Here is a 23,179-nt window from a genome sequence, read left to right on the forward strand (position 1 = left end):
TTGATTTTGCTATCAACCGATTGAAACTGATTAAAAAACCACCAATAAATCCCCTTCTATATAGAAGAAAACACTTAGATAACTCCCGCTGCCCTCAACGCATCCACATTCGCGGGGGCAAGACCCAACACGCTCTGCAGCACCTGGGCCGTATGCTGCCCCAACAAAGGAGGGGCAGTACGGTACTCCACAGGCGTCTTGGATAATCGAATCGGACTGGCAACCAGCGGCACCATCCCCGCCAGCGCATGCGGCAGCTGTATCGCCAACCCCCGCGCCTTCACCTGAGGATCGGCAAATACCTGCGCCAGGTCATTTATCGGCCCACAAGGCACACCAACCCGCTCCAACTGCGACACCCACTCAGCCGTCGTCTTGAAGACTGTAGCCTGGCGAATCAATGGAATCAGCTCAGCGCGGTTGGCTACCCGCACCTTATTAGTAGAGAACCGCGGGTCATCCGCCCATTGCGGCTGTCCAGCCACTTCGGCGAACTTACGAAATTGCCCGTCATTACCCACCGTCAGGATGAAATCGCCATCGGCTGTAGGGAAATCCTGATAAGGCACGATATTCGGATGAGCATTACCCAGTCGTTTTGGCGCCGCTCCCGTCGTCAAGTAGTTCATCGCCTGGTTAGCCAGGCAGGCCACCTGCACATCAAGCAACGCCATATCGATATGCTGCCCACCACCGTCATGATCCCGATGCGCCAGCGCAGCAAGGATCGCCACCGTCGAGTAGAGCCCAGTGAGAATGTCAGTCAACGCCACCCCCACCTTCACCGGCCCGGCCCCATTGTCACCCTCTGGCCGGCCGGTAAGACTCATCAGCCCGCCCAACCCCTGGATCATGAAGTCATACCCCGCGCGCGCGGCATAAGGCCCCGTCTGACCAAAGCCGGTGATCGAGCAATAGATCAACTCCGGATTCACTTTCTTGAGCGAGTCGTAGTCCAGCCCATACGCCGCCAGACCACCCACCTTGAAGTTCTCGATCAGGATGTCGGACTTGGCCGCCAGATCGCGCACCAGTTGCTGCCCCTCCGGTCGCGTGAAGTCGATAGTCACCGACTCTTTGTTGCGATTAGCCGACAGGTAATACGCCGCCTCACTGGTGTTCTCGTCATAAACATCCTTAAGGAAGGGCGGTCCCCAGGCGCGCGTATCGTCACCGCTACCAGGTCGCTCGACCTTGATCACCTCAGCCCCAAGGTCCGCAAGGATCTGCCCGGACCAAGGGCCCGCCAACACTCGTGACAAATCCAGTACCCGCAGATGCGAAAGCGCGCCCATGCCGTCCTCCTATTAATAGAACGCTTGAAGACCGGTTTGCGCGCGCCCCAGAATCAAGGCGTGCACGTCATGGGTACCTTCATAGGTATTAACCACCTCCAGGTTCACTAAATGACGCGCCACCCCGAACTCATCGGAGATACCGTTGCCACCCAGCATGTCCCGCGCCATACGCGCAATGTCCAAAGACTTGCCACACGAGTTGCGCTTCATGATCGATGTGATTTCTACCGCAGCGGTTCCTTCATCCTTCATACGCCCCAGACGCAGGCAACCTTGCAGCGCCAGCGTGATCTCGGTCTGCATATCGGCCAGCTTCTTCTGGATCAATTGAGTTGCCGCCAATGGACGGCCAAACTGCTGGCGATCCAGTGTGTACTGGCGTGCGGTGTGCCAACAGAACTCGGCAGCCCCCAAAGCCCCCCAGGAGATGCCATAGCGCGCCGAGTTCAAGCAGGTGAAAGGCCCCTTCAAGCCACGCACATCCGGGAAGATGTTTTCCTCCGGCACGAACACGTTATCCATCACAATCTCACCCGTGATGGAGGCGCGCAGGCCGACCTTGCCGTGAATCGCCGGCGCACTCAGACCTTTCCAGCCTTTCTCCAGGACAAATCCACGAATATCGCCAGCGTCATCCTTGCCCCACACCACAAACACGTCCGCAATCGGGCTATTGGTGATCCACATCTTTGCGCCCGTCAGGCTGTAGCCGCCATCCACCTTGCGCGCACGGGTAATCATCGCGCCAGGATCGGAACCGTGGTCAGGCTCGGTCAGACCAAAACAGCCAATCCATTCGCCCGAGGCCAATTTCGGCAAATACTTCTGTTTTTGCGCTTCGGTGCCAAACTCGTTGATAGGCACCATCACCAGTGACGACTGCACACTCATCATCGAGCGATAGCCGGAATCAACGCGCTCAACTTCACGCGCAATCAAGCCGTAGCTGACGTAGCTCAAGCCACTGCCTCCGTACTGCTCAGGGATCATCGCACCCAGCAATCCGGTCTCACCCATTTCGCGGAAAATCGCCGGGTCAGTCTTTTCATGGCGAAAGGCTTCAAGTACACGCGGAGCCAGCTTGTCCTGGGCGAATTGCTCAGCACTGTCGCGCACCATGCGCTCTTCTTCGGTGAGCTGTTGATCCAGCAACAGTGGATCGATCCAGTTGAAGCTTGCCTTGCCCGCCATGAATAAGTCCTCGCAAAGAAAAAACAGAAGTCGTGGATGGAGCCTAGGCCGGACAGGCAGGGAGAGCAAACGAGGTTTCTGCATAGCCTTGTGCTAATTTCTCACTCCGTAACCCCAAAAAAGGCCAAGTTGCGCCTCTTTATGTGAGGACAAGGTACATGCGCAGAAAAATCCCCAGCACCACCGCTCTTGTCAGTTTTGAAGCAGCTGCCCGCCACGAGAGCTTTACCAAGGCGGCACAGGAGCTTTCCATTACCCAAGGCGCCATTTGCCGACAGATCGCCAGTTTGGAGGAGTTTTTAAGTGTCGAGCTGTTTCGGCGCTCGCGGCGCGGGGTAAAGCTGACGGAAGCAGGGCTGTCCTATAGCCGCAGGGTCGCAGCCCAGCTGGATGCCGTGGAGCGAGACACCCTGTCAGTGATGGGCCAGCAGGGTGCCAACACCATTGAGCTGGCCGTAGTACCCACCTTCGGTACGCAATGGTTGATCCCTCGCCTCAAGGACTTTCAACGACAGCATCCGGAGGTGACGGTAAACCTGACCAACCGCACACGCCCCTTTCTGTTTGCCGATACCGAATTCGACGCTGCAATCTACTTCGGCGACGCCGATTGGTCCGGCACCGAATCCCACAAACTCATGGGAGAAAACCCTGTCCCCGTGTGCAGCCCGCGGCTGTTGGGCGAATTCAAGCGATTAACTCCGCAGAAGATCGCAGAACTGCCATTGCTGCAGCAGACCACCCGCCCTTACGCCTGGCGCCAATGGTTCAACGCCCAACAACTGAACGTCCCCCGCGACATGACAGGCCCACGCTACGAGCTATTCTCGATGTTGTCCCAAGCCGCCATGCATGACATGGGCATTGCACTGATACCGCCGTTCCTTATCCAGCGAGAGCTGGACGAGCATCGACTAGTAATCGCCAGCGCTGAAGCACTGACCAGTTCAAAGGCTTATTACCTGATGATTCCTGACAGAAAAGTCGAATCCGCATCGCTGCAAGCGTTCAGGGACTGGCTGATCGACCAATCACAGCGCTACAGCCCCAGCACTTAAAGGGAAAACCCAACATACTGACTTTGTAGTCAGTTAAATCTATATCCTACAGATATACGTATATGTCGCATTTAAGCAGACTGTACTTATCGGTCGAATCAATGCTTAAAGCCATGATTTTCGTGGCTTACAGCGACTCTCAACGGTCAATGCGCGACTATTCACACCAAGGATGGCAAAACACACACGAATCAGCTGAAGCCCTTTAAGCACCTGTATTTAAAGAGGTTATTACGACGTATTGCGACAATCAGTCACAGGGTGACTTGTAGTTAATTTTTCGTCACCCGTCATAATCCCTTGAAGGCCGTAAAGTTCGCCTGCAAAATGCCGCGCCCCGCTGTCATTTCAGCGGGATCGTGCTGATCGGCCGCCCCAGTTGCGCCACTCACGGTGCACTGGCCTTTTTACAAAAAGATCAAAAGCAAAAAGATCATGCAGGAGATTTGACGTGCACATTGGTGTTCCTCTCGAAACCCAGACCGGTGAAACGCGGGTGCCTGCCACCCCGGAAACCATCAAGAAGCTGATCGGCCAGGGCCATAAGGTCACTGTTCAAAGCGGCGCAGGCCTCAACGCCAGCATCGTAGACAGTGCCTATGAAACGGCAGGCGCGACCATTGGCAGTGCCAGCGATGCGTTTGGCGCCGAGCTGATTCTCAAGGTGGTGGCCCCCAACGACAGCGAACTGGCGCTGATTAAAAGCGGCACCGTGTTGGTGGGCATGCTCAATCCGTTCAGCAACGAAACCATTGCCAAGTTAGCCGGGCAGGGCATCACAGCCTTTGCACTGGAAGCCGCGCCGCGTACCTCGCGAGCCCAGAGCCTCGACGTGCTGTCGTCCCAGGCCAACATCGCCGGCTATAAAGCCGTGCTGCTCGCCGCCCATCACTACCCGCGCTTCATGCCGATGTTGATGACCGCGGCAGGCACTGTGAAAGCCGCGCGCGTGCTGATCCTCGGCGCCGGTGTTGCAGGCCTTCAAGCCATCGCCACGGCGAAACGCCTGGGTGCCGTGATCGAAGCGTCCGACGTACGCCCAGCCGTAAAAGAGCAGATCGAATCCCTAGGCGCCAAGTTCGTCGACGTGCCTTACGAAACCGACGAAGAACGCGAATGCGCCGTCGGCGTCGGCGGCTATGCCCGCCCGATGCCCACCAGTTGGATGCAGCGCCAAGCCCTGGCCGTGCATGAGCGCGCCAAGCAGGCCGACATCGTCATCACTACCGCCCTGATTCCCGGCCGTAAAGCACCGACCTTGCTCAGCGCCGAAACCGTCGCGCAAATGAAGCCCGGCTCGGTAGTGATCGACCTCGCTGCCGCCCAAGGCGGCAACTGCCCACTGACTGTCGCCGACCAAGTCGTCGTGGAAAACGGCGTGATCATCTGCGGCCCGACCAACCTGGCCGGTGCGGTCGCCGCCGATGCGTCGGCCTTGTATGCACGCAACCTGCTGGACTTCCTGAAGCTGGTCTTCACCAAGGAAGGGCAGTTTGAAATCAACCTCGAAGACGACATCGTCGCCGCGTGCCTGATGTGCCGCGACGGCCAAGTCATCCGCAAAAACGCCTAAGCAGGGATTCAGACGATGGAAGAGCTTATCTCCCCCGGTATCTACAACCTGATCATCTTTGTGCTGGCGATTTATGTCGGTTACCACGTGGTCTGGAACGTCACACCCGCGCTGCACACACCACTGATGGCGGTGACCAACGCGATTTCGGCGATCGTGATTGTCGGCGCCATGCTCGCCGCCGCGCTGACCGTGACTCCGCTGGGCAAGACCATGGGCACTCTGGCCGTGGCCCTGGCGGCGGTTAACGTGTTCGGTGGGTTCCTGGTAACCCGCCGGATGCTTGAGATGTTCAAGAAGAAAGCCCCGAAAGTAAAAGAAGAGGCGCCGAAGTAATGAGCATGAATCTCGTGACGACGCTCTACCTGATCGCGTCGATCTGCTTTATCCAGGCCCTCAAAGGGCTGTCACACCCCACCACGTCGCGTCGCGGCAACCTGTTCGGCATGCTCGGCATGGCGCTGGCGGTCCTCACCACCGTGGGCCTCATCTATAAGCTCGGCGCTGAGCTGGCCACCGCCGGCATCGGCTATGTGATCGTCGGCCTGCTGGTCGGCGGCACCGCCGGCTCGATCATGGCCAAGCGCGTAGAAATGACCAAGATGCCGGAACTGGTCGCCTTCATGCACAGCATGATCGGCCTGGCCGCAGTGTTTATTGCGATTGCCGCCGTGGTCGAGCCGCAGTCACTGGGCATCGTCAAACACCTGGGCGACGCGATCCCGGCGGGTAATCGTCTGGAACTGTTCCTCGGCGCGGCCATCGGTGCGATTACCTTCTCCGGTTCGGTGATCGCGTTCGGCAAACTCTCGGGCAAGTACAAGTTCCGCCTGTTCCAAGGCGCACCGGTACAGTTCGGCAGCCAGCACAAATTGAACCTGGTGCTTGGCCTGCTGACCCTGGGTCTGGGCCTGGCGTTCATGTTCACCGGCAACCTCAGCGCCTTCGCCTTGATGCTGGCCCTGGCGTTCGTGCTCGGTGTGCTGATCATCATCCCGATTGGCGGCGCCGACATGCCGGTGGTGGTGTCAATGCTCAACAGCTATTCCGGCTGGGCAGCGGCGGGGATCGGCTTCTCGCTGAACAACTCGATGCTGATCATCGCCGGCTCTCTGGTGGGCTCCAGCGGTGCGATTCTGTCGTACATCATGTGCAAGGCGATGAACCGTTCCTTCTTTAATGTGCTGCTCGGCGGTTTCGGCAATGCGCCGGATGCCGGTGCTGCAGCGGGCTCTAAAGAAGCGCGCCCAGTGAAATCCGGTTCGGCTGACGACGCGACCTTCCTGCTGACCAATGCCGACACGGTCATCATCGTTCCAGGCTATGGCCTGGCCGTGGCACGGGCACAGCATGCGCTGAAGGAACTGACCGAGAAGCTGACCCACCGTGGCGTGACCGTGAAATACGCGATCCACCCGGTGGCCGGCCGTATGCCTGGGCATATGAACGTCCTACTCGCCGAGGCCGAAGTGCCCTACGACCAGGTGTTCGAGATGGAGGATATCAACTCCGAATTCGGCCAGGCTGACGTGGTGCTGGTGCTGGGCGCGAACGACGTGGTCAACCCGGCCGCGAAGAACGACCCCAACTCGCCGATTGCCGGCATGCCGATCCTGGAAGCGTTCAAGGCCAAGACCATCATCGTCAACAAGCGCTCGATGGCCAGTGGTTATGCCGGCTTGGATAACGAACTGTTCTATCTGGACAAGACCATGATGGTCTTTGGTGATGCCAAGAAGGTCATTGAAGATATGGTCAAGGCCGTCGAGTAACACTGCGCCAGCGCAATACCCGAAACCCTGGCCTCCAGTAGGCTGGGGTTTTTTATTACCCCCATGAAACCCGACCAAAGGCTCTAAATCGCTACTCGGCATTCGACCATGGTAGCGGGCCGAAATTTTTTGAAATCACTACACTGCCCACCTTGCTTCCGTAGCCTGAGATAACAATTCATGTACCGTGATCGTATCCGCTTGCCTTCGTTGTTGAACAAGGTCATGAGCGCGGCAGATGCCGCCGCACTGATCGAGGACGGCATGACCGTCGGCATGAGCGGCTTCACCCGAGCCGGTGAAGCCAAGGCCGTCCCCCACGCCCTGGCCGAGCGCGCCAAGACATCCCCGCTGAAAATCACCCTCATGACCGGTGCCAGCCTGGGTAACGACCTGGACAAGCAACTGACCGAAGCCGGCGTGCTGTCCCGGCGTATGCCGTTCCAGGTCGATAGCACCTTGCGCAAGGCAATCAACGCCGGCGAAGTGATGTTTATCGATCAGCACCTGTCGGAAACCGTCGAGCAACTGCGCAACAACCAGCTCAAGCTGCCGGACATTGCCGTCATCGAGGCCGTCGCGATCACCGAGCAAGGCCATATCGTGCCCACCACGTCCGTGGGTAACTCCGCCAGCTTCGCGATTTTCGCCAAGCAAGTGATCGTCGAGATCAACATGGCGCACAACCCGAATCTGGAAGGGTTGCACGACATCTATATACCGACTTACCGGCCGACCCGTACGCCGATTCCTCTGGTGAAAGTCGACGACCGCATCGGCAGTACTGCGATCCCGATCCCGCCAGAGAAGATCGTCGCCATCGTGATCACCAACCAGGCAGACTCTGCCTCCACCGTGACGCCACCGGACAGCGACACTCAGGGCATCGCCAACCACCTGATCAACTTCCTCAAGCAGGAAGTGGACGCCGGGCGCATGACCAACAAGCTCGGCCCGCTGCAGGCGGGGATCGGCAACATTGCCAACGCGGTGATGTGCGGCCTGATCGACTCGCCATTCGAAGACCTGACCATGTACTCGGAGGTGTTGCAGGACTCGACATTCGACCTGATCGACGCCGGCAAACTGAGCTTCGCCTCGGGCAGCTCGATCACCTTGTCGGAGCGGCGCAATGCCGACGTATTCGGCAACCTGGAGCATTACAAAGACAAGCTGGTGCTGCGCCCGCAGGAAATCTCCAATCACCCTGAAGTGGTGCGGCGCCTGGGGATTATCGGCATCAACACCGCGCTGGAGTTCGATATCTACGGCAACGTCAACTCCACCCACATCTGCGGCACGCGGATGATGAACGGCATTGGCGGTTCCGGCGACTTCGCGCGCAACGCGCACCTGGCGATCTTCGTCACCAAATCGATTGCCAAGGGCGGCGCGATTTCCAGCGTGGTGCCAATGGTCAGCCATGTGGATCACACCGAGCACGACGTCGACATTCTGGTGACCGAAGTAGGCCTCGCCGATCTGCGCGGCCTGGCACCACGAGAGCGAGCCCGGGTGATCATCGATAACTGTGTGCATCCGGCGTACCGCGATGCGTTGAACAGTTACTTCGTATCCGCCTGTGCCATCGGTGGCCACACGCCGCACATCCTGCGTGAAGCACTGAGTTGGCACATTAACCTGGAAGAAACCGGGCATATGCTCAAGGCGTGATTGATACAGATTCGAGCTGATGCAAACACAGTTTCATCAGCTCGACGGCGCGCCGCACACTTCTTTAAAAAACTGTACTGCTGTACCGGTCATTTCCTACAGAAATACCCCACCACAATCGAAGAAATTGCCAATTTCGCACCATTTAAGTGCAGACAGGTACAGTTGCCCCATTTACGTACAGTACAGCACCTTTAAACAGTTAACTGGCCCCTCACAATACAGGTGAACTGTATCTAGAGAGTCTTGCGCCGGAAGAGGATCATTGGCATCAGTTAAACCACTACCTAATCCCGCCACAAGCGGAAGGATGTCATCATGGAACGTACACTCAGTTCCGAACTGTTCTTCGAAGAAAAAGCTGTTAACACCCAGGCTTCCCTGCCTTTGCGCGTTCTCGCCAACCTGATGTTGTGGCAGCGCCGCATCTCCAGCCGCCATCAACTGGCTCGTCTGGATTCGCGTCTGCTGGCTGACGCTGGTATCAGCGAAGCTCAACGCTACGAAGAGCTGAGCAAGCCGTTCTGGCGTTAATTGACGCCCGCTGGCCCTGACCCACCGGGTCCACAGCCAGCACTGATTTGTCAAAACAAAGCCCGCCCCGGGAGACCGGAGGCGGGCTTTGTTGTTTCCGGTGTTGCCTTTTTTCCAGGCCAAACAGAAGACGTTGATCCAGACAGGTACAGTTTAAAAAATATAACAGTTAAGCAGTACAATTAAGCATTGGTGTATCTGTAACGGTCAAAGCAACTCGCCCACCATGGTGTTCCAGGACCTCATCAAAGGCGCTCACCATGGATACCCAACCCTCTCTCTGTATACGGCTGTTACGCCGGACAGTTTCCACGCTGGCCAAATGGGTACGTCACGCCTACGAGCGACGCCAGCTGGCGCAGCTCGATCTTCGAGAACTCTCCGATGTTGGTATCAGCCAGGGAGACCGTGTGGCCGAGCTATCCAAGCCATTCTGGCGAGACTAGGCAGTCAAGAAGCTTTCCGAACGGATAAACAGCGGCTTAATATCCAGCCACCACGTGGCGAACCGTGTAGAACAGGCGTCTGATCCCCAAAGGCTGCCCTGCGCCACCTTATTCGTTCATCTACAGGAGTCACCTCATGTCCCGTATTCGCCTGCTGAGTGCTGCAGCACTGCTGACCCTGGCCACAAATGCCAGCGCAACCAGCTTCATCGTGACCACCGACTCCATCGTCGGCGCATTGAAGGCTACTTCCGACGCCACCTCCGACGCCACTTCGTCCCTGCGAGATAACAAAGTCGTGCGCGCCGCCCGTGACGACGCCGCCAGCTTTGTCGCCAGTGAAGGCGCCATCCGTGGTGTGAAACTGGAAAGCGCCCTGGCCCAGATCCGCCAACAAGCGCCGCAACTGAACACCGCGACTGACGCACAACTGGCCCAGGCCATCCTGGCTATCTGATCGAACGCACAGTGAAGGGAGCGCCGGCCGCTCCCGAATACCTCTTCACTGGCTCTCGCCCGGGCATTGCGCTAGCCTTGGCGCTCGCTTTCAGTTGTCGAGTCCCATGGCTTTTTCATACCGCCTGCTAATAGTCCCTGTGTTGTTTTGCGCCAGTTGGTCGCCACTGGCTTCGGCCTTTGACCTGACCATCCAGAGCACCGTCGCGAGCGCGTACGCCACCAGCAAGGTGACCTCCGCGCCCTTCGACCGGAAAGTAGTCGTAGCGGCCCAGGATGATGCCGCTGCATTTATCGCCACTGACGGCCAATGGCGGGGGGCACGGCTGGAATCCGCGCTGGATTATCTGCGCCGCACCCAACCAAAACTTAACGCCAGCGACCTTGAACTGGCGCAAGCAATTCTCGTCCAATAATCATCTTTGTATTTCGGAGTCATTCCATGCGTAGCCCGCTGATCGCCGCCACCCTTGGCCTGCTGTTGTTGGCCGACGTTGCCCAGGCGCATACCCTGGTGGCCACCAGTAACATCATTGTTCGCGCCTCTGGCCGCACCATTGATTTCACCTCGGACACCACCACCTCCATCCGCGACTCCAAAGTCGTGCGCGAAGCCCACGATGACGCGGCCAGTTTCGTCGCCACCAACGGCGAGATCCGTGGCGCACAGTTGGAAGCTGCCTTCGACACCCTGCGCACTCGCTTGCCGGAAGCGCGCGACGCCAGTGACCAGACCCTCGCCGAAGCTATTCTCGCTCTGTGAGGCGCCTCGTCGCCTGGCTCCTGGCCGGGACTGTGCTGCTGTGTGCCAGCGCAGCCCAGGCCAGCCTGCAACTGCGGCTCAAGACAGAAGGCTTGAGCCCGGCCGAACAGCAGGCCAGCCAGGCATTGCTCGATGAAGCCATGCGCTCACTGCCACCGCGCTTCGTCGAACAGTTGGACCGGCGCATTGATGTCGGCTGGACCGACAAGATGCCCGAAAATGCCTACGGCCAGGCTTCGTTGGTGTCCGAGCTGGACCTTAACCGCAACCTGCTCGACAGCCTGACCGACGGCAGCGCCGCCACGCAAAAAACCAATCGCCCCCATGGCACCGTGCGCCGGGAAATGCTCGCCACCGTCCTGCACGAACTGACCCACATCTATGACCGCGCCCGCCTGTGGCCCAAAGACGAACGCGCGCTGATCCAGCGTTGCAGCCGCCAGAACAACATCACCGGCCTGATCGGCCTGCCCGATCAATGCCGTGGCCAGAACGACCGGCGCTTCACCCTCAGCGATGACCCGCGCCTGCTGGACCTGGCCGGCTGGCCGCAATATGTCGGTCGTCGCGGTGAACGCGAGCAACACAACCGCCAGGTCGTGCGCAGCCCGGACATCTACGAAACCACCAGCCCGCTGGAATTCGTGGCGGTCAATATGGAGTACTTTCTCCTCGACCCAAGCTACGCCTGCCGGCGCCCCGCGCTGTTCCGCTATTACAAGGAACACTTCGGCTGGGCGCCGCCCGAACAAGATACCTGCGCCAAGACCTACGCGTTTCTCAACGCTGGCAATGATTTCGCCAAGACCCCGCTGGGCCACATCGACCCGGAACGGGTCTACGAAATCGACTATCTGCTGGCCGAAGCCAATCAGAATCTGGTCAGCCGCTGGGGCCACAGCATGTTGCGCCTGGTGATCTGCGCACCGGGCCGCCCTCGTGGCCCGGATTGTCGGCTGGACCTGGACCAGCACCTGGTGCTGTCCTATCGCGCCTTCGTCGGCGACGTACAGCTGTCCAGTTGGGACGGCCTGGTGGGCAAGTACCCGTCACGGCTGTTCGTGCTGCCTTTGGCCCAGGTGATCGACGAATACACCAAGACCGAACTGCGCGGCCTGGCGTCCGTGCCCTTGAAACTCTCGCGCCAAGAGATCGACGACACCGTCGAGCACGCCGCTGAAATGCACTGGAGCTATGACGGCAACTACTTCTTCATTTCCAACAACTGTGCGGTCGAAAGCCTGAAGCTGCTGCGCAGTGGCAGCGCCAACCCGCAGTTGACCGGTCTGGACAACATCACCCCCAACGGCCTGCTGGAAGTGCTGCAAGCCCGTGGCTTGGCGGATACCAGTGTCTTGAACGACAAGCGCGAGGCTCTACGCCTGGGCTATCACTTCGACTCCTTCCGCGAACGCTACCAAGCCATGTTCAACGTGCTGCGCAAACACCTGCCGATCAAACAGACCCAGGTTGAAGACTGGCTGTCCCTCAGCGCCGAACAGCGCCGCCAGTGGTTCGACCAGGCCGACCTGCGCACCAGCGCCGCACTGCTACTGCTGGAGCAAGCGAGCTTTCGCAGACAGCTGATGCTGGCCCAGGACGAAGTCAAACAACGCTACCTCGGTGCCCGCGAGTTAAAGAACGGCGGCATGGAGAAAGCCAACGCCACGCTGCAACAGATCCTCGCCAACAGTGGCTTCCTCAGCCGCCCGGCGGAACTGCTCGGCAGCGGTGGCTATGGCCTGCCGCAACCTTCGGAAGCCAAGCGCCTGGAATCGGAAAGCGCCGAGCGCCAGAAGCAGTTGCAGTCGCTGACCGGCGAGCTGGATAAAGAGGTGAGGGCGCTGTTGGATCCGTCCCGCGCCGCGGAAATCGCCGCCTGCGAAGCCAACCTCAAGCAGGTCGGTGAACACCTGCGCAAACTGCACAAAGCAGCGGGCGGCCTTGAGCTGCCCTGAAGAAACACATTCCAATGTGGGAGGGGGCTTGCTCCCACCCACATTTTGAAATGTGTACACCTGAAGACCGTGCATCTTCCCACCACCAACTGTTTTGCCAACGAAAGCTGGCTGAAAGCTTACGCGTCTAGGATCGCCCCCAACTGCCGGCAATAGACCGGCTGTACACAACAACAATGGTGATCCCCGATGTCCGTCCGTACCCGCCTGTTCGCCCCAACTCCACCCGTACGCCTCGTGCCCTTCGTTCTGCGCTGACCCCACCCCGGTTCGCCATTCCCTAGCCGCGCTACGCCTGGAGTATTCCTATGCTGACTTTCCTTGGCTTTGCCATGGTCATCACGTTCATGTTCCTGATCATGACCAAGCGCCTGTCCGCGCTGATCGCCCTGATCATCGTGCCTATCCTGTTCGCGCTGTTCGGCGGTTTCGCACCGAAGATCGGCCCGATGATGCTCGAAGGCATCACCAAGCTCGCGCCGACCGGCGTGATGCTGATGTTCGCCATCCTCTACTTTGCCCTGATGATCGACTCCGGCCTGTTCGACCCGGCCGTGCGCAAGATCCTCAAGATGGTCAAGGGCGACCCGCTGAAGGTGTCGGTCGGCACCGCCGTGCTGGCCCTGGTGGTGTCCCTTGACGGTGACGGCGCCACCACCTACATGATCTGCGTGGCCGCCATGCTGCCGCTGTACCAGCGTATCGGCATGAGCCCGCGGATCATGGCCGGCCTGATCATCCTCGCCGGTGGCGTGATGAACATGACCCCCTGGGGTGGCCCGACCGCCCGCGCCGCCAGTGCGCTGCACGTGGACCCTTCGGATATTTTCGTACCGATGATCCCGGCGATGGCCGCCGGTGTGGTCGCGATCCTGGTGATTGCCTACATGTACGGCAAACGCGAACGTGCGCGCCTGGGTGAACTGCACCTGCAAGTCGACGAGATCGACCACAGCGAGATCAGCGTGTCGCAATACCCGGATGCCCGCCGTCCGAAGCTGATCTGGTTCAACGGCGCCCTGACCCTCGCCCTGATGTGCACCCTGATCGCCGGCCTGTTGCCGCTGCCGGTGCTGTTCATGGTGGCGTTCAGTATCGCGATGATCGTCAATTACCCGTGCCTGCAACAGCAGAAAGACCGCGTCGCCGCTCACGCCGGCAGCGTATTGGCCGTGGTGGGGTTGATCTTCGCCGCCGGTATCTTCACCGGCATCCTCTCGGGCACCGGCATGGTCGATGCCATGTCCAAGAGCCTGCTGGCCGTCATTCCGGAAGCCATGGGCCCTTACCTGGCGGTGATCACCGCGCTGGTGAGCATGCCGTTCACCTTCTTCATGTCCAACGATGCGTTCTACTACGGCGTACTGCCCGTACTGGCCGAAGCCGCCAGCCACTACGGCATCACCGCCGTGGAAATGGCCCGCGCCTCCATCGTTGGCCAACCCGTGCACTTGCTCAGCCCGCTGGTACCGTCGACCTACCTGTTGGTAGCGCTGGCCGGTATCGAATTTGGCGATCACCAGCGCTTCACCTTGAAGTGGGCAGTGCTGGTATGCCTGTGCATAATGTTCGCCGCATTGCTGATGGGGATTTTTCCGCTGTTCAGCACTCTATAATCCTACCGACTCACTCACCGCGCGGCGCTGCAGCTTGCGCGGTTTAACACTTGCTCAAAGGAATACACATGGAATGGCTGACCAATCCGGAAATCTGGATTGCCTTCTTCACCCTGACGGCCCTTGAGATCGTCCTGGGCATCGATAACATCATCATGATTTCGATCCTGGTCAGCCGCATGCCCAAGCATATGCAGGCACGCACCCGGATCTTCGGTCTTGCCCTGGCCATGGTGACGCGCATTCTGTTGCTGCTGTCGATCACCTGGGTCATGCGCCTGACCGACGACCTGTTCGTGGTCTTCGGCCAGGGCATTTCCGGTCGCGACCTGATCCTGTTCTTCGGTGGCCTGTTCCTGCTGTGGAAAAGCTCCCAGGAGATGTACCACGCCCTGGAAGGCGAAGACGAAACCCAGGACGAACCCAAGGGCGCCGGTGGCAAATTCATCTACACCATCATCCAGATCGCGATCATCGACATCGTGTTCTCCCTGGACTCGGTGATCACCGCTGTCGGCATGGTCTCCCATGTGCCGGTCATGGTTGCCGCGATCATCGTTGCCGTATTGGTGATGATGCTGGCTGCCGGCACCATCAGCGACTTCATCGACAAGCACCCGTCGCTGAAGATGCTGGCGCTGTCGTTCCTGCTGGTGGTAGGTACCGTGCTGATCGCCGAAGCCTTCGACGTGCACGTACCAAAAGGCTACGTCTACTTCGCCATGGCGTTCTCGCTGGCGGTGGAAGCGGTCAACATCAAGATGCGCACCGCCATCGCGAAAAAGAAGAAACAGCAGGACCCGGTGAAACTGCGCAAAGACATTCCGGGTCAATAAACCCGAGCCAGACAAAAAAGGGGGCTTTTATAAGCCCCCTTTTTTTCATCCGCAAAAAGCCGACTTCATGACAGTTTTGTTTCAATCCCTACTTTAGCTATGCGATGCTGGCGCCGATCCCATTCGCCAACTACAGCTTAACTACAAGACGTAGAACGGCACGCGGCAATTTTCCTTCGCTCCTGTTGGAGCGTACCCACACGGGGGGCCGAGCATGCTGACCTTGCTCAATCTGCTTTCCGCCGTGACCCTGCTTATCTGGGGCACGCACATCGTCCGTACCGGCATCCTGCGGGTCTACGGCTCCAACCTGCGTCAAGTCATCGGGCAGAACATGTCCAAGCGCTGGCTGGCATTTGTCGCCGGTATCCTGGTGACCGCCATGGTGCAGAGCAGCAACGCCACGGCGATGCTGGTGACCTCCTTTGTCGGCCAGGGCCTGATGGGCCTGGTGCCCGCCCTGGCGACCATGCTCGGTGCCGACGTCGGTACCGCGCTGATGGCGCGGGTGCTGACCTTCGACCTGTCCTGGCTGTCGCCGCTGCTGATCTTTCTCGGGGTGATCTTCTTCCTGTCGCGCAAACAGACGCGGGCAGGGCAGCTGGGTCGGGTCGGGATCGGCCTCGGGCTGATCATTCTCGCGCTGCAATTGATCGTCGAAGCCGCTGGGCCGATTACCCATGCCCAGGGCGTAAAGGTGCTGTTCGCCTCGCTGACCGGCGATATTTTGCTCGATGCCCTGGTCGGCGCGTTGTTCGCGATGATTTCCTACTCCAGCCTCGCCGCCGTCCTACTGACCGCCACCCTGGCCGGCGCCGGAGTGATCGGCTTGCACGTGGCCATCGGCCTGGTGATCGGCGCCAACATCGGCAGCGGCGTGCTGGCCTTCCTAAGCACCAGCATGCAGAACGCCGCCGGTCGCCAGGTCGCATTGGGCAGCTTGCTGTACAAACTGATCGGCCTGCTGCTGATTATCCCGCTGCTCGACCCGCTTGTGCTGTGGATGGACGGCCTGGACTACAGCGCCCAAGGCATGGTCATCACCTTCCACCTGCTCTACAACGTCAGCCGCTGCCTGATCCTGCTGCCCACCATCGGGCCGATGGCCAAGCTGTGCGCCTGGTTACTGCCGGAGCGGGACGAGGTCAACGGCAAGGCCAAACCGCGCCACCTGGATCCCACAGCCCTGACCACACCGAGCCTGGCGCTGGCCAACGCTGCACGGGAAACCCTGCGCCTGGGTGATCTGATCGACAACATGCTCACCGCCATGCAGGAAGTACTGCGCGGTAAACAAACCGCTATCACCCAGGAAATACGCAGCCTCAGCGATGACGTCGAAGCCCTCTACAGCGCAATCAAACTCTATCTGGCGCAGATGCCCCGGGAAGACCTCAGTGAACAGGACAGCCGCCGCTGGGCGGAAATCATCGAGCTATCGATCAACCTGAAACTGGCCGGGGACCTGATCGAACGCATGTTGCGCAAAGTCCAGCAGCAAAAAACCTCGCAGCGTCGCCAGTTCTCCGAAGTAGGCCTGGAGGAACTCACCGGACTGCACGGCCAGTTGATTGCCAATCTACGCCTGGGCCTGTCGGTATTCCTCAGTGCCGACCCCGAAAGCGCCCGCCAGTTGCTGCGCGAAAAGCGCCGCTTCCGCGCCCAGGAGCGCCGCCTGGCCCACGCTCACGTCAGCCGCCTGCAACGCAAGATCGTACAGAGCCTGGAGACCAGCTCGCTGCACCTGGAGCTGATTGCCGACATGAAACGCCTGAACTCGTTGTTTTGCAGCAGTGCTTATGTAGTCTTGGAAACGTCCGACACCGGCGCACTCTCCGCCGAAGATATTGCCGACATCACACATTCGCCCTGAACGTACGATGGCCCGTGAAGTCAGTTAAAGCTGACCTCACTCGCCAGGAAGCTTGTTATGCGTCGCCTGTTGTTCGCTTGCCTGCTCATGGGCTCTGCCCACGTCTTTGCCTTTGACCGCCTGCAAGTCGAGGGCTACACCTTGCCCAACGGCCTGCAATTGCTGCTCAAACCGGGCACCGAGCGCGGCCATGTGGCGATTCGCCTGGTGGTCGGCGTCGGCCTGGACGACTTCAGTTGCGAAGACAAGGAACTGCCGCACCTGCTCGAACACTTGCTGTTCAGCGGCCTCGACGGCGGCGGCGAAGGCGAATTGGAAGACCGCATGCAAGCCCTGGGCGGCGAGTGGAACGCCTACACCAGCAACGCCGACACCACCTTTGTGATCGAGGCACCCGCGCAAAACCAGCGCAAAGTACTGGACCTGCTGCTGGCGATCATCACTCGCACCGAGTTGACCGACGCCAATATCAATGCGGCCAAGCAGGTGGTCGAGCGCGAAGACGGCGGTCATTACTCCCACCTGCAACGCCTGCTCGACCGTCAGGACCTGGGCCACACCGCCAGCAATCAGTTGGCGGTGGAGCTGGGACTCAAATGCGCCGAACGCGCCGAGGTCGATCACCTGACCCGCGATCAACTGCAGACGCTGCGCAAACATTGGTACGCGCCCAACAACATGACCCTGATCGTCGTCGGTGACCTCGACAAACTGCTGCCCGCCTACCTGGAACGCACCTACGGCCAACTCGACCCGATCGAACCCAGCGAGCACCCGGCGCTGCCGCAAATCCAGCACGCCGCCGCCAGCCATCGCGACCTGATCCACGGCTGGGTGGGGGACAGTGCCAAACTGCACTGGCTGTTCCCCGAGCCGGTGCTGGACGACCAGCATGATGAAACCTACGACCTGCTCAAGGATTACCTGGACTGGGCGCTGTACCGCCAACTGCGCCTCAAGCATGGTTTGTCCTACGGCCCCTGGAGCGAGCGCGAAGTGCTCGGTGGCGTTGGCTTCCTCAGCCTGAATGCCGACCTTGAGCGGGAAAACCTCCCCGAGGCCGAGCAGGTGCTGCAAGACCTCAAGGCGCAACTGCTCAAGGACGGCCTTGACCCCGCGGTATTTGCCCGCCTGAAACAAGCCGCCATCGCCCGCCAGGCCTGGGCCGTGCAGGGCAACAGCGCGCTGGCCGACTACTACTGGAGCGCCTCGGGCGATTACGACAACGGCCACTTCAGCGACCCGGTCAAACGCATCAAGGCCGTTAACCTGGAACAGACCAGCCAGGCGATGCGCGAGTTGCTCAAGCAACCGGGTTACTGGCGCATCGAGAAACCACTGCTGAGCTACGACATGCTCAACTGGATCGGCGCCGGCGTCCTCGGGCTGATTGCCATTGCGTTGATCGGCGTGCGCCGTTATCGCAAACGGATCGCGTAATGAGACACCGAACCCTGGGCTAAGACGCTATTCTGTCTGGGATTTTTTCCTACAAATACTGCGAACCGCCGAATGCAAAACCTGACCCGCTTTATCACCCGCATCCTTGAACTGATGAAGCGCTACCCAGGGGTGATTGCACTCGGTGGTTTTATCTCGGGTGTCTGCAGCTTCATCCTGGTAGATCGCCAGCAGGGCATGGCCAGTTGGATCGCGGTGATCATGCTGGTGAGCTGGCTGTGGTTGATGTTGGAAAACAGCTTTACCCAGCTGTTTACCAAAGTCTTCAAGCGCGAAATACCCGAACCCCTGCTGCGCTACGCGACCCAGATGATCCACCAGGAAAGTCTGTTCTTCGTGCTGCCGTTCTTTTTCATCACCACGGCCTGGAACAGCGGCCAATCGGTGTTCACCGGCCTGCTCGGCGCGGCCGCGCTGGTGTCGATCGTCGACCCGCTGTATTACAAATGGCTGGCACCGAAACGTTCGCTGTTTCTCGCACTGCACACCCTGACCTTGTTCGCGGCGCTGCTCACTGCGCTGCCGATCATCCTGCACCTGACCACCGCCGAAAGTTACAAACTCGCCCTCGGCGTGGCCATGGCCTTGTCGATTCCAAGCCTGGCCGTGAGTCTGCCGCTGCGCAGCCTCAAAGGCTGGGCGATGCTGCTCGGGGTTACCGCCGCCATCGGCTGCGCGGGCTGGTTCCTGCGCAGTTGGGTGCCGCCGGCCACGTTGTGGATGACAGAAGTAGCGATCAGTACCCAGTTGCAAGACCGCACGCCCGGCGACGACCTCAAGGAAGTCAACGCCAGCCAGCTGCGCAGCACTGGGCTCTACGCCTACACCGCGATCAACGCCCCGCGCGGCCTGGATGAACGCATCTACCATGTGTGGAAATTCAACGGCAAAGAGGTCGACCGCATCGCCCTGGACATCCACGGCGGACGCAAGGAGGGCTACCGCGCCTGGACCCACAAGCAGAACTTCCCGCCCGAAGCGGTAGGGCGCTGGCAAGTCCAAGTGTTGACGGAGGACGGCCAGGTGATCGGCGTGCTGCGTTTTAAAGTGACGGACACAGCACAAACCGACAACCCAAAGTAGGCAGGATCGTGCTATTACGTAGGAATTGTGGATAGCCAGACAAGCTCGGAGCTTATGACCAGTAGTACTACGGCCGGCGCAGCCCACCTCGATACGTCCACCGCTCCCCCGTTACTGCGGATTACGGGGGACTGGACGCTTGCCCACTACGCAAACCTGAAGAAGCTGTCGGACAAGCTCGACGGCCAATACGACGCTGGCGCGCGCATCGACCTCAATGGCCTCGGTGCCCTGGATACCGCCGGTGCCTCTCTGCTGGTTGAGCTGCTGGGGCCCACCCGTATCGAGCAATCCGCCGAGCAGACCGACTGCAGCCTGTCCGCCGCCGACCGCGCACTGCTCAAGACCGTCTACCGCTCCCTCAACGATTTTTGCGTGCCGGACAAAGCCCCGGAAGAAGCCACCGGCATTCAGGTGCTGGCACGCATCGGCGGGGCCGTGGACAAGGTCTGGCAAGACAGCAAGCAACTGCTGGGCTTTATCGGCCTGATCCTCGAAACCTTCGCCCGGGGCATTTTCCGGCCCAAGCGCTGGCGCCTGACGCCGATGGTCGCTCACCTTGAACAGGTCGGCCTCGACGCCGCACCCATCGTCGCGTTGCTGACCTTTCTGGTCGGTGCTGTGGTGGCCTTCCTCGGCGCCACCGTACTCAAGAGTTTCGGCGCGACGATTTTCACCGTCGACCTGGTGGCGTTCTCTTTCCTGCGGGAATTCGGCGTATTGCTCACCGCCATTCTGATTGCCGGCCGCACCGCCAGCGCCTTTACTGCGCAAATCGGCTCTATGAAGGCCAACGAAGAAATCGACGCGATCCGCACGCTGGGCCTGGACCCGATGGAGTTGCTGGTCTTGCCGCGCGTGCTGGCACTGCTGGTGGCGCTGCCGATGCTGACCTTCCTGGCGATGCTCTCGGGGATCGTCGGCGGCGGCGTGGTATGCGCCGTGGCCTTGGATATCTCGCCGGCGATGTTTCTTTCCCTGCTGCAATCGGACATTGGCGTGCAGCATTTCCTGGTGGGCCTGGTGAAAGCGCCGATCTTTGCCTTCCTGATCGCCGCCATCGGCTGCCTGGAAGGCTTCAAGGTCAGCGGCAGCGCTGAATCGGTCGGCGCCCATACCACCTCCAGCGTGGTGCAATCGATCTTTGTGGTGATCGTGCTGGACGCAGTTGCCGCGTTGTTCTTCATGGAGATGGGCTGGTGAGTCGTCTACACCGTGCGCCCACCGAGGCGGTGATTGAAGTGCGTGGCCTGTGTAATCGCTTTGGCAGCCAGAGCGTGCACGAGAATCTCGACCTGGATTTGTACAAGGGCGAGATCCTTGCGGTGGTCGGCGGTTCCGGCAGCGGTAAATCGGTGCTGTTGCGCAGCATCGTCGGTCTGCGCAGGCCCAGCGACGGCGAAGTGCGGGTGTTCGGCAAAAACCTGCCGAGCCTGCCGGAACATGAGCGGTCCCTGCTGGAGCGGCGCTTTGGCGTGCTGTTCCAGAAGGGCGCATTGTTCTCCTCGCTGACGGTGACCGAGAACGTCGCGCTGCCGCTGATCGAACATGCCGGGCTCAGCCGCCGTGATGCCGAGCACCTGGCTGCGGTCAAACTGGCCTTGGCCGGGCTGCCGCTGTCGGCGGCCGATAAATACCCTGCGTCGCTGTCCGGCGGCATGATCAAGCGTGCCGCCCTGGCGCGGGCGTTGGCGCTGGACCCGGACATCCTGTTCCTCGACGAACCCACCGCCGGCCTCGACCCGATTGGTGCGGCGCAATTCGATCAACTGATCCTGACCCTGCGTGACGCGCTGGGCCTGAGCGTGTTCCTGGTCACCCATGATCTGGACACGCTCTACACCATCACCGACCGTGTGGCGGTGCTGGCGCAGAAGAAAGTGCTGGTGGCGGACGCCATCGATATCGTCTCGGAAACCAACGACGCCTGGATTCACGAATATTTCCACGGCCCCCGAGGCCGCGCGGCATTGGATGCCGCTCAACCGCTCAACGAGGTATGACATGGAAACCCGAGCCCATCATGTGATGATCGGTCTGTTCAGCGTAATCGTGGTGGTCGGCGCGATGCTGTTTGGCCTGTGGCTGGCCAAATCCAGCGTCGACAGCGCCTTCCAGGATTACGAAGTGATCTTCAACGAGGCGGTCAGCGGCCTGTCCCAGGGCAGCTCCGTGCAGTACAGCGGGATCAAGGTCGGCGATGTCATCAGCCTGCGGCTGGACCCCAAGGATCCGCGCCGCGTACTCGCGCGCATCCGCCTGGCCGGCCAGACGCCGATCAAGGAAGACACCCAGGCCAAACTAGCGCTGACGGGCATCACCGGCACGTCGATCATCCAACTCAGCGGCGGCACCCCGCAAAGCCCGGAGCTCAAGGGCAAGGACGGTAACCTGCCGGAGATCATCGCCTCACCCTCACCGATCGCGCGACTGCTTAATAACAGCAACGACCTGATGACCAGCATCAACCTGCTGCTGCACAACGCCAACAACATGTTCTCTGCACAAAACGTCGACCGCATCAGTAAAACCCTGGACAACCTGCAGCAAACCACCGGTGCAATTGCCGATCAGCGCGGCGACATCAAGGTAGTGATGCAGCAACTGATGCAGGTGAGCAAACAGGCCAGCGCCGCCCTGGAGCAGACCACGGTGTTGATGCGCAATGCCAACGGCTTGCTCAATGATCAAGGCAAACAGGCCTTTGGCAGCGCCGAACAGGCGATGAAATCCCTTGAGCAAAGCACCGCCACCCTCAACACCTTGCTGACCAACAACAAGGACTCGGTGAACAGTGGCATGCAGGGCCTCAACGAACTGGCGCCGGCCGTGCGTGAACTGCGCGAAACCCTCGGCTCGCTGCGCGCCATCTCCCGCCGCCTGGAAGCCAACCCCAGCGGTTACCTGCTGGGCAGCGACAAGAACAAGGAGTTCACGCCATGAAGCGTGCTTACCAAATGATCGCCCCTGTGGCCTTGGCGCTGATCAGCGCCTGCTCGATCCTGCCCAAGGCGGATCCGTCGGATGTCTACCGACTGCCCTCGGCCCAGGCCGCCAACCAGGGAGCGCCGGTCAGTTGGTCGCTGCGCCTGGCCAAGCCGCAGACCAGTGAGTTCCTCGACAGCCCGCGCATCGCCGTGGTGCCCAATGGCGATTTGATCAGCAGCTATGCGAAGTCACGCTGGAGCGACCCGGCGCCCGTGCTGTTGCGTAATCGCCTGATGGACGGGTTCCAGCGCGATGGGCGCGTGACATTGTTGAGCACTGACGAGAGCAACCTGCAGGCCGACTATGAGCTGGGCGGGCAGTTGCAGGCGTTTCAGAGTGAGTACCGGGGCAGTGCGGTGGAGGTGGTGATCCGCCTCGACGCACGCCTGGTGCGTGGGAGTGACCAGCGGATTATTGCCAGCCGGCGGTTTGAAGTGCACCAGGCGGTGACTGACACCAAAGTGCCGGCGGTGGTGGCCGGGTTTGGGTTGGCGGGGGATCAGTTGAACAGGCAGGTGGTGGAGTGGGTTGTTCAGCAGGGCAATGGTGCGGTGAAACGCTGAAGGCCTCATCGCGGGCAAGCCCCCTCCCACATGTTG

Annotated in this window: 22 protein-coding genes; 20 read left to right on the forward strand and 2 right to left on the reverse strand. The window is 60.1% G+C overall.

The window, feature by feature from the left end; all coding sequences use genetic code 11:
• Positions 1-74 precede the first annotated feature (74 nt).
• Both AD670_RS00030 and AD670_RS00035 read right to left on the reverse strand, forming a co-directional pair.
• Positions 75-1,295, reverse strand: a complete 1,221-nt coding sequence (locus tag AD670_RS00030; protein WP_053127239.1) for a CaiB/BaiF CoA-transferase family protein — start codon at positions 1,293-1,295, stop codon at positions 75-77.
• Positions 1,296-1,307: 12 nt separating this feature from the next.
• Positions 1,308-2,489, reverse strand: coding sequence for an acyl-CoA dehydrogenase (locus AD670_RS00035; protein WP_053127241.1), 1,182 nt, complete (start codon positions 2,487-2,489; stop codon positions 1,308-1,310).
• A 158-nt stretch (positions 2,490-2,647) separates the two neighbouring features.
• Here AD670_RS00035 and AD670_RS00040 point away from each other — a divergent pair, with 158 nt between their 5' ends.
• The 20 genes from AD670_RS00040 to AD670_RS00130 all read left to right on the forward strand — a co-directional run bounded on the left by AD670_RS00040 (position 2,648) and on the right by AD670_RS00130 (position 23,143).
• Complete coding sequence (locus tag AD670_RS00040; protein ID WP_053127243.1) at positions 2,648-3,547, forward strand: LysR family transcriptional regulator; 900 nt, start codon at positions 2,648-2,650, stop codon at positions 3,545-3,547.
• Positions 3,548-3,998: 451 nt separating this feature from the next.
• Positions 3,999-5,120, forward strand: a complete 1,122-nt coding sequence (locus AD670_RS00045) for a Re/Si-specific NAD(P)(+) transhydrogenase subunit alpha (protein WP_053127245.1) — start codon at positions 3,999-4,001, stop codon at positions 5,118-5,120.
• Between the two features lie 15 nt (positions 5,121-5,135).
• A complete protein-coding gene (locus AD670_RS00050; RefSeq protein ID WP_003187417.1) occupies positions 5,136-5,456 on the forward strand; it encodes an NAD(P) transhydrogenase subunit alpha in 321 nt (106 codons plus the stop codon).
• Positions 5,456-6,892: an NAD(P)(+) transhydrogenase (Re/Si-specific) subunit beta gene (locus AD670_RS00055; protein ID WP_053127247.1), complete on the forward strand. Its 1,437-nt coding sequence runs from the start codon at positions 5,456-5,458 to the stop codon at positions 6,890-6,892. The genes AD670_RS00050 and AD670_RS00055 overlap by 1 nt, the downstream gene beginning before the upstream one ends.
• 180 nt (positions 6,893-7,072) lie before the next feature.
• On the forward strand, positions 7,073-8,566 hold the full coding sequence (locus tag AD670_RS00060) for an acetyl-CoA hydrolase/transferase family protein (protein ID WP_053127250.1): 1,494 nt from the start codon (positions 7,073-7,075) through the stop codon (positions 8,564-8,566).
• Between the two features lie 318 nt (positions 8,567-8,884).
• Positions 8,885-9,100 (forward strand): DUF1127 domain-containing protein, encoded by a 216-nt coding sequence (locus AD670_RS00065; protein ID WP_003187413.1) that lies wholly within the window; start codon positions 8,885-8,887, stop codon positions 9,098-9,100.
• 260 nt (positions 9,101-9,360) lie between these two features.
• A complete protein-coding gene (locus AD670_RS30395) occupies positions 9,361-9,546 on the forward strand; it encodes a DUF1127 domain-containing protein (RefSeq protein ID WP_082340878.1) in 186 nt (61 codons plus the stop codon).
• Positions 9,547-9,682: 136 nt separating this feature from the next.
• Positions 9,683-10,003 (forward strand): DUF2388 domain-containing protein, encoded by a 321-nt coding sequence (locus AD670_RS00070; protein WP_053127252.1) that lies wholly within the window; start codon positions 9,683-9,685, stop codon positions 10,001-10,003.
• A gap of 106 nt (positions 10,004-10,109) precedes the next feature.
• Positions 10,110-10,418 (forward strand): DUF2388 domain-containing protein, encoded by a 309-nt coding sequence (locus AD670_RS00075; protein ID WP_053127254.1) that lies wholly within the window; start codon positions 10,110-10,112, stop codon positions 10,416-10,418.
• A gap of 26 nt (positions 10,419-10,444) precedes the next feature.
• Positions 10,445-10,765 (forward strand): DUF2388 domain-containing protein, encoded by a 321-nt coding sequence (locus AD670_RS00080; RefSeq protein WP_027608008.1) that lies wholly within the window; start codon positions 10,445-10,447, stop codon positions 10,763-10,765.
• The gene (locus tag AD670_RS00085; protein ID WP_053127256.1) at positions 10,762-12,723 is read left to right on the forward strand and encodes a DUF4105 domain-containing protein; all 1,962 of its coding nucleotides are present in this window, start codon (positions 10,762-10,764) and stop codon (positions 12,721-12,723) included. The genes AD670_RS00080 and AD670_RS00085 overlap by 4 nt, the downstream gene beginning before the upstream one ends.
• 308 nt (positions 12,724-13,031) lie before the next feature.
• Positions 13,032-14,339 (forward strand): CitMHS family transporter, encoded by a 1,308-nt coding sequence (locus tag AD670_RS00090; protein ID WP_053127258.1) that lies wholly within the window; start codon positions 13,032-13,034, stop codon positions 14,337-14,339.
• A 68-nt stretch (positions 14,340-14,407) separates the two neighbouring features.
• Positions 14,408-15,175: a TerC family protein gene (locus tag AD670_RS00095; protein WP_053127260.1), complete on the forward strand. Its 768-nt coding sequence runs from the start codon at positions 14,408-14,410 to the stop codon at positions 15,173-15,175.
• Between the two features lie 214 nt (positions 15,176-15,389).
• Positions 15,390-17,048 carry a Na/Pi cotransporter family protein gene (locus AD670_RS00100; protein ID WP_053127262.1) on the forward strand — a complete coding sequence of 553 codons (1,659 nt, stop codon included), beginning with the start codon at positions 15,390-15,392 and terminating at the stop codon, positions 17,046-17,048.
• 57 nt (positions 17,049-17,105) lie between these two features.
• Complete coding sequence (locus AD670_RS00105; RefSeq protein WP_053127264.1) at positions 17,106-18,488, forward strand: pitrilysin family protein; 1,383 nt, start codon at positions 17,106-17,108, stop codon at positions 18,486-18,488.
• A 72-nt stretch (positions 18,489-18,560) separates the two neighbouring features.
• A complete protein-coding gene (locus tag AD670_RS00110) occupies positions 18,561-19,592 on the forward strand; it encodes a DUF5924 family protein (RefSeq protein WP_053127266.1) in 1,032 nt (343 codons plus the stop codon).
• A gap of 54 nt (positions 19,593-19,646) precedes the next feature.
• Complete coding sequence (locus AD670_RS00115; RefSeq protein WP_053127268.1) at positions 19,647-20,795, forward strand: ABC transporter permease; 1,149 nt, start codon at positions 19,647-19,649, stop codon at positions 20,793-20,795.
• Entirely contained in the window at positions 20,792-21,595 is an 804-nt protein-coding gene (locus tag AD670_RS00120; protein ID WP_053127270.1) for an ABC transporter ATP-binding protein, read from the forward strand. The genes AD670_RS00115 and AD670_RS00120 overlap by 4 nt, the downstream gene beginning before the upstream one ends.
• 1 nt (position 21,596) lies before the next feature.
• Entirely contained in the window at positions 21,597-22,535 is a 939-nt protein-coding gene (locus AD670_RS00125; RefSeq protein ID WP_053127271.1) for an MlaD family protein, read from the forward strand.
• Positions 22,532-23,143 carry an ABC-type transport auxiliary lipoprotein family protein gene (locus AD670_RS00130; RefSeq protein WP_053127273.1) on the forward strand — a complete coding sequence of 204 codons (612 nt, stop codon included), beginning with the start codon at positions 22,532-22,534 and terminating at the stop codon, positions 23,141-23,143. Before AD670_RS00125 ends, AD670_RS00130 begins: the two co-directional genes overlap by 4 nt.
• Positions 23,144-23,179 lie beyond the last annotated feature (36 nt).

The organism is Pseudomonas sp. MIACH (genome assembly GCF_001269925.1).
Classification (GTDB): Bacteria; Pseudomonadota; Gammaproteobacteria; order Pseudomonadales; family Pseudomonadaceae; genus Aquipseudomonas.